Origin of the sequence: Azotosporobacter soli, from assembly GCF_030542965.1 — a bacterium.
Classification (GTDB): Bacteria; Bacillota; Negativicutes; order SG130; family SG130; genus Azotosporobacter; species Azotosporobacter soli.
This window is the reverse complement of record NZ_JAUAOA010000004.1, coordinates 12,847-26,494: the sequence shown is the minus strand read 5'-3', so window position 1 is coordinate 26,494 and position 13,648 is coordinate 12,847. Positions and strand designations below refer to the sequence as shown.

The window sequence follows — 13,648 nt, the reverse complement described above, 5'->3', positions numbered from 1 at the left end:
GATAACAGGAGCGACTAGAACGATTAAAGGAAACGATAACACGAAGAAGCGAAACGGGCTGATACTATCAGCCCGGCGAAAAGAAAGGAAGAATTTAAAATCTCTTCCGGCCTTCCCTTCTTCGACTCTTCGTGTAAAAAACGTCCCACTAGATTTCGTTTTTTTGACAGTTTCAAGCCCCGCAGCAATACGCTGCGGGGCTTTTTCGTCACAGGCGGATCACTTCGTCAGCCCACTCTACCGCCTGGCGGTAGAGATCGGGCATCTCGCCATCATCAAGCTGCAGTTCCTTGGTATAGTCGAAAAAGTTTTCCCAATCCGCCTGTTCATAGGCGACAATGAGTTTGAAGATGCGGCGGAACATGTTGTCCTGTCCGAGCAGCGCCTCCTTGACATCGGAGGAAAGCGGCAGTTCCGGCAAAATATCGGCCATCGCCATATCAACGAACACATCGATCAGCGAGAACAGCCCCATCATAAAGACTTCTTCCGTTCGTCCCTTGAAGCCTGCTTTTTGTCCGATCAATTCGCCAAAGCGGGCGCGAATCATGCAGACCACAATCAGTTCATCGGTCTTGCCCTTGCTTACCGAGCGCAGCGCGATCAGCGAGACCCATTTCATCAGTTCTTTCCGTCCGAGCAGCACCAATGCCTGACGCACCGAACCGATCTCCTTGCGAAAACCGAACGACGCCGAATTGATGAACTTCAACAACTGATAGGTCATCGCGATATCCTGCAGAACCAGTTTCTCAATCGTCGGGAATTCAATTTCCGGCTTATTCAGTTCACGCAGGACTTTGAGCGGATGAATCCGGTTGCTGGCCATATCCTTGCCGGAAAGGAGCACCGGTTTACTGAAAAAATAGCCTTGAAAGTAACTGTAGCCCATCGCCACCGCTTGATTATATTCCTCGCGCGTTTCTACTTTTTCCGCGAGAAATTTCAGATGTCCGTTATCGAGCATTTTTACGACCCTGCGCCGTTCCTCTCCCTTGGTCAGGGTGAAATCGACCTTGACGATATCCGCCAGCGCCAGGAGCGGCTTGAAGCGCGGTTCAAAAACAAAATCATCCAGCGCCAGAATATAGCCTTCTTTTTTCAAGCGTCGGCAAGCTTCGACGACTTCCGGCGTCGGATCGACGTTCTCTAAAATTTCCACCACGACGATATCTTTCGGCAAGAGGAGGGGAATCTCGCTCAGCAGCAAATTGCCGGTAAAATTGATGAAAGCGCGTTTACCGCCGGTCATGGCATCCATCCCGATCGCAAAAAAGCTGCGACAGATCACTTCCGAGGTGGCTTCATCGCCGTCGAGTCCGCTAAAGGCGGTTTCTTTGCCGACCCGAAACAATAACTCATAGGCAAATACCTTTTGATGAATATCAAAAATAGGTTGCCGGGCCACAAACACTTCCATGCCTATCCCTCCCTAGCCGCTTGCTGGTCAACAGTTCAGCAAAAAAACCTTCTCTTGGTCTGTACAAGCCATAATTTCCACTTATTCTCTTTTCTTCGCCATTGCCGCCAATACTCCTTCGTGACGTAAGAACAAAAAAACGGCCCGACTTCTTTTACGAAGCCTGACCGATGTCTTCTTTATGGGCGCAGCAACCGATACGGTGCTTGCTCTTCGATAAAGAGGTTTATTTTTTTTCGCTGCGCAGACGCTTCTTTCAGCAGTGCGCGCAAGCGGGCCACGACTGCATCGCGCTTTGATTCTTCGGCCAAGAGCGGAGCATTCGTCAAAGAAATCAGCGCAGCGCCTTTTACGCCGCTATACGCACCGCCCGCAGCGACTGACAAATCCGCCAGCGCATGGGACGGCAAACGTTTCGCCAGCGCCTCGCACAGACGAAGCGCGGCCAGACAATCGGCCGCAATGGCCAGCGGAACTTGCGCCGCACGCCGTATCACCGGCTGCGCTTCGTCGCCTAACGGACGTCCCGGCGAAAAGAACGGCAGCAGTTCCTTAAGGATCGCTTCATCTTCGGCTGCCAGCGCACGAAGCGATTCTTCGAGCCGCTTCGCTTGCGCGCGTAAATCCGGCTCTGCATTTGCCAAAGGCGCAAGCATTTGCACCAAGGCGATCGCCAAGCTTCCGTAAACGGCCGCGACGCTTCCGCCGCCAGGCGGCGGACCGTTCTGCAGCGACTCTGTCATTGTTTGCAGGCTCGTGCTAAGCGACATGGCTCCTCCTACTCGACACTGACAATGAAGTGATAGTGCGGCTGGCCGCCCGGATAGAGTTCAACCTCGGCCGACGGCCACGCTTCTTTGATCAAAGTCGCAAGCGCTCTGGCCTCTTCTTCGTGCAAGCCTTCACCGTAGTAAAGACTGATGATTTCCGTATCATCATCGGCCAGTTTTTCGATCAGACCGACTAAGGCATCGCTCAATTCTTCGCCGTCCACCAAAACCCGATTATCGACAACGCCGATATAGCGTCCGGCTGCAACCGTTTTATCGTCGACGACGCTGTCGCGCACCGCGACCGTAACGGCGCCGCCTTTGATGTCGGTGATGCGCGCTTTCATGTTCGCAACATTTTCTTCCATTCCGAGCGCCGGATCAAAGGCAACCAAAGCCGCCAAGCCCTGCGGCACATTGCCCGACGGGATCACTTCGATCCGCTCGCCGAGCAATTTCTTTACCTGAGCAGCAGCCAGGATGATGTTCTTATTGTTCGGCAGCAGAATATACCTGTCGGCATTGCCTTGATGAACGGTCGCGACGAACTCTTCTACCGGAGGATTCATCGTCTGTCCGCCCATCACGATATGTTCCGCGCCCAACTGCTGCATCATCTCCGCCAAACCGGCTCCGGCAGCGACGCTGATAACGCCCAGCGGCACACGCGGCCGTCCTGTCGGTTCCGGCACGACGATCGTCTGGCGATGCTGATCGGACATATTGTCGATTTTAATATTGTGCAAGGTTCCCCAGCCCAGCGCCATCTCCAAAACAGCGCCCGGATGCGCGGTATGCAAGTGAACCTTCAGGAATTCGCCGCCTTCCGCGACAACCTGCGAATCGCCCTGGCTGGCCAGCAGCTTTCTCGCGTCGGCAACTGACAGGCGATAGCCTTTCACCAAAAATTCGGTGCAGTACGGATGCGTCAGGTCGGCAGCCGATTCGCCCGCCAGAAGCGGCGCGCCGCTTACCGTCAGGTGACGATCCCAGTCCGTTTCCGGACTTGTCATCTCGCCGCTCAGTCCGGCCAGACAACCTGTTAAAAAGACCGTCAGGCCTTTGCCGCCGGCATCGACGACGCCGGCCGATTTTAAGATCGGCAAAAGTTCCGGCGTCCGGGCCAATTCCGCCTCGCCGGCAGAAATCGCTTCGCTTAGGATATCGGCAAACGGAACATGCTCGCGCACAGCGCGGCGCGCGCCCTTGGCAATCCCTTTCGCCACCGTGAGGATCGTACCTTCGACCGGTTTCGATACCGAACGGTAGGCGTACAAAACGCCGTATTGAAACGCTTTGCCCAACTCGTCGGACGTGGCGCGTTCCTTGCCGGCCAAGCCTCTGGCGATGCCGCGGAAGATCTGCGACAGAATTACGCCCGAATTGCCTCTTGCGCCCATGATCGCACTGTCAGCCGCACGACGGCTGAGCGAGCCGATGCCTTCTTCCGGCGCTTCGCTGACCGCGCGCGCAACCGCGCCCAACGTCATAAGCATATTCGTTCCGGTATCGCCGTCCGGCACCGGAAAAACATTCAAATTGTTGATATATTCGTGTTCGCGCATGAACGTTCGGTGTGCACCGACAATCATGCGGCGAAAATCATTTCCTGTAATCCATTCCATCCGTTATGGCCTCCTACATCCGTTCCTGAAATATGATCCCCACCAGCCCTGGTCCTAAGTGGGCGCCTACCACCGCTCCAACATCCGCCGTTTTAAGCGGCACACCCGGAAACAGCAGTTTGACTTCTTCCAGCAAAGCCTGCCCTTCTTCCGGAGCGTCGATATGACCGACGCCGATATATTCAAAAGCATCATACTTGGCGACTTCCGCCAACATACGCTTGATGGCGCGTTGTTTCGTCCTCACCTTATCGAGAACGGCGACTTTGCCGTCTACCAGGTAAACCACCGGACGGATTTGCAAAATGGAACCGAACAGTGCCGCCGCGCCGCCGATCCGTCCGCCCTTATGCAGGTATTCGAGCGTATCCGGTACCAGAAACGTATGCGTCGCCGCCGCGCGTGCGGCAAGATGTTCTGCAATTTCTCTCGCGCCGACGCCGTCATCGGCCATTTTCAAGGCGACATCGACTAAATAGGCTTCGCCAATCGAAGCCGTGCCTGAATCGACGACAAAAATGCGGTCTTTTGCCAGCATCGCAGCCGCGCTGCGCGCCCCCTGCACCGTGCCGCTCAGACCGCCGGATACGGTGATTAACACCACCTCATCGCCTGCGTCGAGAATCGGCTGCAGCACTTGCAGCCAGTCGCCGGGCGACGGCTGCGACGTCTTAATCGGCAAACCGGTTTCTTTTTCCCTGCGAAACAGCTCCGTCGTGCTGATTTCGTCCTCGCGCCATTCCGTATCGCCCAAGGCAACCCGCAAAGGCACTTTATATAAATTTTCATGCTGCGCAAACAGCTCCGGCGGGCATTGCGCTATACTATCCACCACAATGTGTACTTTAGTCACACTTGTGCTCCTCTCAATGCTAATCAAAAAAATTCAAACTTACTTTACATTTTACCAGACTTCGCTTCTTAAATATATACTATCCGGCAAAACCTGTCTCATTTTCTCTCATTTCAGCCTTTCCGAAAGCCATTTTGAAAGGAAATTTACAAAATGAGTCGAATTGTTATACTGACTATAGTGGAATTCGGAAGGATTGAAGGAGTCACACATGGATAAGAAATTACTTTTCGCTCTGGACATCGGCACCCGCAGCGTTATTGGGCTCGTTGGCGAAAACAAGGGCGGCAGCATCGAATTGCTGGCTTCGGAACGGCGTGAACATCATACCCGCGCTATGCTGGACGGCCAGATCCACGATGTGCCTGAAGTCGCCAACGTCTTGGCGGAAGTTAAAAAGAGTCTCGAAGCCAAACACGGGCCTTTGCGCCGCGTTTCAGTCGCCGCCGCCGGACGGGCGCTTTGTACGATTCGCAGCAGCGGCGAACTCGACGTTTCCACCCGCGGCGTCCTGGCCGCCTCGGATGAACGTGCGCTCGAGCTTACCGCGATCCAGGCGGCGCAGCACCAGCTGGCCTCTTCGCATACGGTAGACCCGACCGCTTATTACTGCGTAGGTTACAGCGTCGTTCATTTTAATTTGGACGGTTCGCGCCTCAAGACCCTGATCGGTCAACGCGGCAAGACCGCAAACCTGGAACTAATCGCCACCTTTTTGCCGCGCCAGGTCATCGACTCGCTGCAATCGGCGATTCAGCAGGTCGGTTTGGAAATGTCGACGATGACGCTGGAACCGATTGCCGCGATCAATGTCCTGATTCCCCCGACGATGCGTCACCTGAACCTGGCCTTGGTCGACGTCGGCGCAGGCACGTCCGACGTCGCGATCACCAAAGACGGTACCGTCGTCGGTTACGGCATGGTTCCCTGCGCGGGCGACGAAATCACCGAAGCTCTGTCACAGCGTTACCTGCTCGATTTTAACGTAGCGGAAAAAGTAAAACGCCAATTGAACAACGTCAAGGCAAAGAAAGTCTCTTTCACCGATATCCTTGGCATGTCGCACAAAATTCCGACGGCGGACATCACCGCCAGCATCACGACGCAAGTCGGCGATCTGGCGCAATTGATCGCCACGCAGATCATGACGCTGAACAACCAACCGCCGCAAGCGGTGCTGCTGGTCGGCGGCGGTGCGCTCACGCCGCTGCTGCCGGAAGCGATCGCCCAGGCACTCGACATCCCTGGCCCTCGCGTCGCGGTGCGCTGCCCGGAAAACGTCGACGGCATTCACAGCATTCCGCCTGAGCTCTGTTCGCCCGATGCGGTCACGCCGCTCGGCATCTTGAAGCTCTCCGCCGGCCATTCGCTGACCTTCGTCAATGTCACGTTCAACGAACAGCCGCTGAATCTTTTCAATCTCGGCCAGCTTTCGGTCTCGGATGCGATGCTGGCGGCCGGAATCGACATTCGCAGTCTGCACGGCAAACCCGGTTTCGCTTGCACGGTGTCGGTCAACGGCAAGACCCGCTTCTTCCCCGGTACGCACGGACAGGCGGGACGTCTGCTCTTGAACGGCGAGGAAGCCGCCTTTCAAGATCTCATCAAAGAAGGTGATGTGCTGGAAGTCGTAAAAGGCGAAGACGGTGCGCCGCCTGTCGTAACGGTCGCCGATGCGGTCACCGTTCCCGCGCCGCTCGCGATCGAGTGGCAAGGTCAGCCCTGTCAGCTTACCGCGCTCATCCAGTTGAACGGCAAGCCGGTTTCCGCGGATACCAAGCTGACAGATCGCGACAAAGTGACTTGCAAACTGCCGGAAACGCTTGAGGAGGTGCTGGCGGCGCTGAGCGTCGACAGCCAGCCAAAAGAATACCAGTACCAAATCAACGGCAGCGACCGCAGTTATTCTCTGCAGCCGACTTTCCTTCACAACGGCCAGCCCGCACAACTGACGGACACGGTCAAAAGCGGCGACCGCATCGCGATGTTGTCCGCCCCCGGGCCGACAGTCGGCGACGTGCTCGGCCTGAGCAAGGTAGACGACGAATCGATCACGGTGTTTTTCAACGGCCAGCCCTGCAACATGCCGGTGCGCCGTTATACGTTCAGCTTAAACGGGGCCGCCGCGCAACCGGACAAGGAAGCGCCGGACGGCAGCCAGCTCGAATTCTCGGTCAGCGAGTCCAGCATGCCGATCATCAGCGACGTGCTTTTGGCATCGCGCTTTGACCCGCGCAGCCTGCCGAAGACCGGCAAGGTACAGTTGCTGCTTAACGGGCAGCCCGCGGAGTACACCGCCGTCGTCAAGAACGGCGATAAGGTGTCCGTCACCGCCCAGGAAGCGGTTGTCGCAGCGAATGCCTGATCCAGCCCGTCGTTCAAGCAAGAAAAAAGACCGACCCCATAACGGGATCGGTCTTCTTTCTTTTTTCAGCCGGTGTTAGCCCAGAAAGGCTTTGATGTCGTCTTCCACGCTGCCGATGCCGGCGATACCGAAGGTTTCGACCAATACTTTGGCGACATTCGGTGAGAGGAACGCAGGCAGCGTCGGGCCGAGGTGGATGTTTTTCACGCCGAGCGAAAGCAGCGCCAGCAAGACGATGACCGCTTTTTGCTCATACCAGGCGATGTTATAGGAAACAGGCAGTTCATTGATGTCGCTGAGCGCGAACACTTCCTTCAGTTTCAGCGCGATGACGGCCAGCGAATAGGAATCGTTGCACTGTCCGGCGTCAAGCACGCGCGGAATGCCGCCGATATCGCCGAGCGCGAGTTTGTTGTAGCGGTATTTTGCACAACCGGCGGTAAGGATTACCGTATCCTTCGGCAGCGCCTCGGCGAACTCACGATAGTAATCGCGGTCTTTCATCCGTCCGTCACAGCCTGCCATGACGAAGAAACGTTTGATCGCACCGCTTTTCACGGCGTCAACCACTTTATCCGCCAACGCGATCACTTGGTTGTGCGCAAAACCGCCGACGATCTCGCCCTGTTCCAACTCGGTAGGCGGTGCACAGCGTTTCGCATGCTCGATCAGCGCAGAAAAATCTTTAGCCTTGCCCGAAGCGCGATCGGCGATCTGTTTCAGTCCGTCAAAGCCCACCACACCGGTCACATAGACGCGGTCTTTATAGCTGTCTTTCGGCGGTACGAGGCAGTTAGTCGTCATCAGAATCGGGCCGTTGAAGCTTTCAAATTCCTTATCCTGAAGCCACCAGGCGTTGCCGTAGTTGCCGATGAAATTGCCGTACTTCTTAAAGGCCGGATAGTAATGCGCCGGCAGCATCTCACCGTGCGTATAGACATCAACGCCGCTCTCCTTGGTCTGTTCGAGCAGCTCTTCCAGATCCTTCAGGTCATGTCCGCTGATCAAAATGGCCGGATTGTTCCGCACGCCGATATTGACCTTGGTGATTTCCGGATTTCCGTATGTCGAAGTGTTGGCCTTATCCAAAAGCGCCATCACGTCGACGCCGTATTTACCGCATTCCAGAACCAAACCGACCAGTGCGTCCGCATTCAGCGTATCGTCCGTCGTCGCTGCGAGCGCCTTATCGACGAAAGCAAAGATCTCGTCCTGTGCATAACCAAGCGTATACGCATGTTCCGCATAGGCTGCCATGCCCTTGACGCCGTAGATCAAAAGTTCGCGCAGCGAACGGACATCTTCGTTTTCCGTCGCCAGTACGCCGACGCTGACCGCTTTGGCGTCCATTTCCGCTTCCGTATCGGCAAACCACAGCGCGCTGTCATGCGTCAATGCGATCGCCTTGCCTGCCTGTTCGAGCTCTTTTTTAAGCGCAGCGCGTACCGCCAAAGCGCGTCGGATACGTGCGACAAAATCGCTTTTCGCGAAATTGGCATTGGTAATCGTTGAAAAGAGCGACTCCATGATGAATTTTTCTACTTCCGGTTTCGCGATTCCCGCTTGGCGCGCCGCCAGATTATAGGCTGAAATCCCTTTTAACGTATGAATCAGTAAATCCTGCAAATTCGCGACATCCGCCGTTTTTCCGCATACGCCGCGCATGCTGCAGCCGGTACCCCGTGCCGTTTCCTGACATTGATAGCAAAACATTCCCATCTGATGTGCCTCCCTGTATCTTTTTTTAACTGAACTTATCTTCTGGCCTCATCATATCGGACTTTGCCGCCATTGACTGTGATTCGCATCACACCGCTTCGTTTTAATACAAAGAGTCGAAGAAAAAAGAAAAACAGGAAAAGTTCTTCGTTTTGAACTCTTCCTGTCTTCGCTGTTTGTTCTTCTACTCTTCGCGTTAAAGCCCCGACTTACGATACGAGACTTTTCAAATAATCCACGTCAAGCAGACGGATGCGACTGCCTTCGAAATCGATGATTGCATCTTTTTTTAACGCGCTGAGCGTTCGCGTCACGGTCTCACGCGTCGTGCCGACCAGGCTCGCCAGATCTTGACGCGAAAAATCGAGCTTAATTTCCGGCGTCTTCTCTTTGCCGACCTGTTCACCGGCGAGACGCAAGAGAACTTCCGCGGTACGCGACAAAACGTCGTCGAGCGCCAGATTCTTGATTTTTTGCTGCGCATACAAGAGCCTTTGACTCAGCGCCTTGATCAATTGCAGCGCCAGTTGATTATTACCTAAGACGAGGCGCTCGAGATCGACGTTTCTGATCATACCGACGCGTGCGCTCTCCACCGCGATCGCGGTCGCCGGATACGGCAGACTGTTAAAGAGCAACACCTCGGCAAACAATTCTCCGGGCTGCATCACTTTGATAATATGTTCGCGGCCGTCTTCTGACGTCTTGATGATCTTGACCTGACCCGCAATGACGTAATGAAAGCCTTCACCGGCTTCCCCTTCGAAAAAGATCGTTTCGCCTTTTTCCAACTGCCGCTCCAACGTATGTTGATCGATCAGCGCCAACAATGCGTCCGGCAAATTGGCGAATACCGGAATCGCTTTTAGATAATCGCAGTTTTTCATTTTTCACCTCCGGCTGTCTTCTTCAAGAAATGCCGCGCCAGCGCCTGATAACCGCGCGCGGCGGAAAAAAGATCCGCAAGCGTCACCGCTTCATCGACCACATGCAGATCTTCCGGCCGCCCCGGTCCGAAACCGAGCGTCGGCAGCTGGAGAATTCCGGCGCAGTAACTGCCGTTCGTCGCCATCGGATACACGACGGGTTTCGCCTTGATGCCCGCTTCGGCAAGCGCCGCCACTGCGCCGCTAAAAAACGGCCCGTCCGCTTCGTTCAGCCACGCCGCAAAACATCGTTTGCTGCCAAGATACTGTCCGGTATAACACTCCAGTCCCTCCTGCGCCAGCTCCGCCTCGGCCCGGAAAGTCTCATCCTCCGCTTGCAGAGTTGCGATCACCTGATGAATAGGGCCCAGCGCCTCTTGCTCGCCTTCCCCCGGCAATAAATAGCGGTCGAATGTAGCCCAGCATTTATGCGGCACCGTGCCAACCGCCGGATACGGCGCGGAAATGATATTCGTCAGGCAAAGCGCACCCTTGCCCAAGATCCGATGGCGCGGCGTCACGATATTTTCCATTTCGCCGATCAGCTTTTGCATCGCAGCGACGGCATTATTTCCTTGCTCCGCACAGGCGGAATGGACCGCTCGCCCATAGGTGGCAATCGACACTTCCGCTCTGCCGCGTTGCCCATGGGCCAACTGCAGATCAGACGGCGCGCCGAGAACGACGACATCCGGCTTCACGACATGCACGACCTGGCTGAAGCCTAACCCGGGAAAAATTTCGCCGCCGACGCTGCCGGAGACATAGAACGTTCCCGCCAGTTTTTCCTTGCCGGCGGCCAGCGGCGCCAAGCCGTAAACCATCGCGGCCAGCGCACCTTTCATGCCCACTGCGCCGCGGCCATAAAGCCGCCCCTCCTTCACGTCGCCGTCATAGGGATCCATCTTCCACTGATCGCTGCCGCTGACCGGAATAGTGTCGAGCTGCGCATCAAAGAGCACTTTCGCTCCCGGAAACGCGCCCTTGATTTCGCCGATGACGTTGCCCACGCCGTCACTCCAGACCCGGTCGAAACCGGCCTCTTTCATCAGTTCGAGCAGCACCGCCGCCGCTTCCTGTTCCTGACCCGCCGTTCCCGGCGCCTGAATCAGCGCCTGACAGCCCTCTTGTAGGCGCGCTTCGTCAACGGCCATTTCTTCTTTATCCGCACGGTTCATTCAAACACGCTCCCGTTATCACAAAATTTTCGGCATCATGCCGGGCCTTTTTTAATTTCTCGCAGCAATTTAAAATTCCTGCCGCTATATCTCTCGTTCATTTCATGTTACGATAATAATCGATTAGCAATAAAGGAGTCTTCGCTTATGAATTTGGTTCCCAGTTATCTCGGTTTCCTCTTCAGCTTCACGCTTATTTATCTCTTCGCCAACCTATATATCGCACGACGAACCTGGCGTCAGCTGGCATGGCCGCTTTGCCGCCGCCGACTTTTCTGCACCGCTTTGAGCGTCGCCGCGTTGCTTTATCCGGCAGGCCGAATCGTTGAAGCGTTAAGCGGCGCTGGCACCTTCAGCTATCTCTTGACGCTCTGCGGCGCATATTGGCTGGCTGCGACCTTCTACCTCTTCTGGCTGATCGCACTCGGCGATCTGCTGCGCTTCCTCTTGGCTCTGAGCGGACGTCCTCTGCCCTTCGCGCCGCGTCGTTTGGCAGCCGGCCAATGGCTGCTGATGTTTTTACTGGTCGGTTACGGCGCGTATAATGCCAGCCAGCCTGTGCTGAAAAACTATGAGCTCCGCATCGCCAAGGCGGCTCCGACGCAAAGCGAACTGCGCATCGCCATGGTCTCGGATATTCATTTGGGCAGTCTGATCGGCGTCAGCCAGTTGACGCCGATCGTCGAGCGGATCAATGCTCTAAAGCCGGATCTCGTCCTTCTGCCCGGCGACATCATCGACGGTCCGGTCGCGGTCTTGGCCGATGGTCGTCTCTGCGCGGAGTTCCGGCGTCTTGAAGCGCCGCTCGGCGTATATGGCTGCATGGGCAATCACGAATATACGGATCGCCAGCCGGAAGAATTCATTCGCTATATGAAAGAAGCAAATGTGATGATCCTACGCGATGAAATTCGCCTCATCAACAACAATTTCTACCTCGCCGGCCGCGACGATCTGTCCGCGCAACGCTTTCGTAATCAAGAGCGGCAACCATTATCGGAGTTGCTGCAAAACATTGACGCTGCAAAGCCGCTTTTGCTCCTTGACCACCAGCCAAAAAGTTTTGCCGAAGCCGTGCAAAACAGCGTCGACCTGCAGCTTTCCGGGCACACGCACCTTGGCCAGCTTTTCCCGAACCAGTTGATCACCGCCTTATTGTATCAGCTCGATTACGGTTATCTATCGATCGATCGTTTTCAGGCCGTCGTTTCTTGCGGCATCGGCACCTGGGGCCCGCCCGTCCGGCTCGGCAACCGCCCGGAAATCGTCTTGCTCACCATACATTTCAAGCCGTAAATAAGGGCATTTGTTTTTCTTTGCGCCTTCCCGTTGAACTTCATTCACGTTTAATTTAAAACGGTCACCTCGTCTTTTACGAGATGACCGTTTTCTCATTCTTCCTGCTCTTCTCCGGGTTCCGCTTCTTTCGGCAATTGCGTCACCAGGATCTTATCGATGCGCGCACGATCCATGTCGACGACTTCGAGGCGCAACCCATTCCATTCGAACACTTCCGCCGCGGTCGGGATATAACCGAAATAGGAAATGACGAAGCCGCCCAGCGTATGATAGTCGTTGCGTTCTTCCTCCGGCAGCTCTTTATAGCCGAACATCTTTTTAAAATCATCGATCGCGAGCATGCCGTCCAAAAGCCATGAACCGTCAGAACGCTGCACGATCTGCGGATCATCTTCCTCGTCGAGCTGCGGCATGTCGCCGATGATTTCTTCCAGTACGTCATGCAACGTCAGCATGCCGACCACGCCGCCGTATTCATCGAGCACCATCGCCTCGTGCATGCCCGCTTCTTTGAACATTTCGAGCACCTTGAAGACCGGCATCGATTTCGGGATGCAAAGCGGCATCCGAGCCAGTTTTTCGAGATCCCAGTCTTCTCCGGCCAGTTGTTTCGCCAGGATATCCTTGCTGTGCAAGATGCCGATAAAATCATCCATGCTCTCTTTCGCCACCGGAAAGCGGGCATGTCCGCTTTCTGCAATTCTTGCCAGGTTCTCTTCGCGCGGCTCCGTGACGTCGAGCCACAAAAGCTGCGTCCGCGGCGTCATGATCGAACTGGCTTTCAGATCGTCCAAGCGAAAGACGCGGTGCACCATGTCCTGTTCATATTTTTCCAGAGCGCCGCTTTCCGCGCCCTGGTCAACCAATATCTTCACTTCTTCTTCCGTCACACTCGCTTCACGCCGCCCCTGCACGCCGATCATCCGGCCGAAGAGTTTTGTTGAACCGCTAAGAAATTGCACCAGGGGCGCAATGCTCCGGCTGAACCAATACATTGGATAAGCAATGCGCATAGCCACCGCTTCCGCATGATTCACCGCTATCTTTTTCGGCAGCAACTCGCCAAAAATCAATGAGGCATACGTTATGGCGCTGATTACAATAATAAAAGACAGCCACTGGCTGTAAGGAGCGATAGCCGGTATGATCCGCAGATTTTCCGCCAGAACTCCGGTCAATGTTGCGCCGCCGAACGCGCCGGTGACAATGCCGATCAGCGTAATGCCGACCTGCACGGCTGCAAACAGTTCCGTCGGTTCTTCCGCCAGACGCAAGGCCAGTCGCGCGGCCTTATCGCCCTCGTCCGCCAATTGCGCCAGTTTTGTCGTCCGCGCCGAAACCAAGGCCAGCTCGGTCATCGCAAAAACACCGTTGGCAACAATCAACGCAAATAAGATCATTATTTCGATGATTATTATGTCACTACTGTCCAATGTCTCAATTACACTCCCTTATCTGTGCTTATTTAAGCAATTCATTATGGTATCATTTCG

The 13,648-nt window shown here is 55.3% G+C and carries 10 protein-coding genes; 2 read left to right on the top strand and 8 right to left on the bottom strand.

Annotation, left to right across the window (positions count from 1 at the left end):
- Positions 1-208: 208 nt before the first annotated feature.
- The 4 genes from QTL79_RS05695 to QTL79_RS05680 all read right to left on the bottom strand — a co-directional run bounded on the left by QTL79_RS05695 (position 209) and on the right by QTL79_RS05680 (position 4,668).
- Positions 209-1,420 carry an EAL and HDOD domain-containing protein gene (locus tag QTL79_RS05695; RefSeq protein WP_346353996.1) on the bottom strand — a complete coding sequence of 404 codons (1,212 nt, stop codon included), beginning with the start codon at positions 1,418-1,420 and terminating at the stop codon, positions 209-211.
- Positions 1,421-1,599: 179 nt separating this feature from the next.
- Positions 1,600-2,190, bottom strand: a complete 591-nt coding sequence (locus tag QTL79_RS05690) for a cyclodeaminase/cyclohydrolase family protein (protein WP_346353995.1) — start codon at positions 2,188-2,190, stop codon at positions 1,600-1,602.
- An 8-nt stretch (positions 2,191-2,198) separates the two neighbouring features.
- The gene (locus QTL79_RS05685) at positions 2,199-3,815 is read right to left on the bottom strand and encodes a DAK2 domain-containing protein (RefSeq protein WP_346353994.1); all 1,617 of its coding nucleotides are present in this window, start codon (positions 3,813-3,815) and stop codon (positions 2,199-2,201) included.
- 13 nt (positions 3,816-3,828) lie between these two features.
- Complete coding sequence (locus QTL79_RS05680) at positions 3,829-4,668, bottom strand: DegV family protein (protein WP_346353993.1); 840 nt, start codon at positions 4,666-4,668, stop codon at positions 3,829-3,831.
- 211 nt (positions 4,669-4,879) lie between these two features.
- Between QTL79_RS05680 and QTL79_RS05675 the strand changes: the two genes are divergently transcribed.
- Positions 4,880-7,033 carry a cell division protein FtsA gene (locus tag QTL79_RS05675; RefSeq protein ID WP_346353992.1) on the top strand — a complete coding sequence of 718 codons (2,154 nt, stop codon included), beginning with the start codon at positions 4,880-4,882 and terminating at the stop codon, positions 7,031-7,033.
- Between the two features lie 75 nt (positions 7,034-7,108).
- Here the strand turns inward: QTL79_RS05675 and hcp are convergent, their stop codons facing one another.
- The 3 genes from hcp to QTL79_RS05660 all read right to left on the bottom strand — a co-directional run bounded on the left by hcp (position 7,109) and on the right by QTL79_RS05660 (position 10,856).
- Positions 7,109-8,752 (bottom strand): hydroxylamine reductase, encoded by a 1,644-nt coding sequence (gene hcp, locus QTL79_RS05670; protein ID WP_346353991.1) that lies wholly within the window; start codon positions 8,750-8,752, stop codon positions 7,109-7,111.
- A 209-nt stretch (positions 8,753-8,961) separates the two neighbouring features.
- Entirely contained in the window at positions 8,962-9,639 is a 678-nt protein-coding gene (locus tag QTL79_RS05665; RefSeq protein WP_346353990.1) for a Crp/Fnr family transcriptional regulator, read from the bottom strand.
- A complete protein-coding gene (locus QTL79_RS05660) occupies positions 9,636-10,856 on the bottom strand; it encodes a YgeY family selenium metabolism-linked hydrolase (protein WP_346353989.1) in 1,221 nt (406 codons plus the stop codon). The genes QTL79_RS05665 and QTL79_RS05660 overlap by 4 nt, the downstream gene beginning before the upstream one ends.
- A gap of 147 nt (positions 10,857-11,003) precedes the next feature.
- Between QTL79_RS05660 and QTL79_RS05655 the strand changes: the two genes are divergently transcribed.
- Entirely contained in the window at positions 11,004-12,152 is a 1,149-nt protein-coding gene (locus QTL79_RS05655; protein ID WP_346353988.1) for a metallophosphoesterase, read from the top strand.
- Positions 12,153-12,247: 95 nt separating this feature from the next.
- Here QTL79_RS05655 and QTL79_RS05650 read toward each other — a convergent pair whose 3' ends face one another.
- Positions 12,248-13,588, bottom strand: coding sequence for a hemolysin family protein (locus QTL79_RS05650; RefSeq protein WP_346353987.1), 1,341 nt, complete (start codon positions 13,586-13,588; stop codon positions 12,248-12,250).
- Between the last annotated feature and the right edge of the window lie 60 nt (positions 13,589-13,648).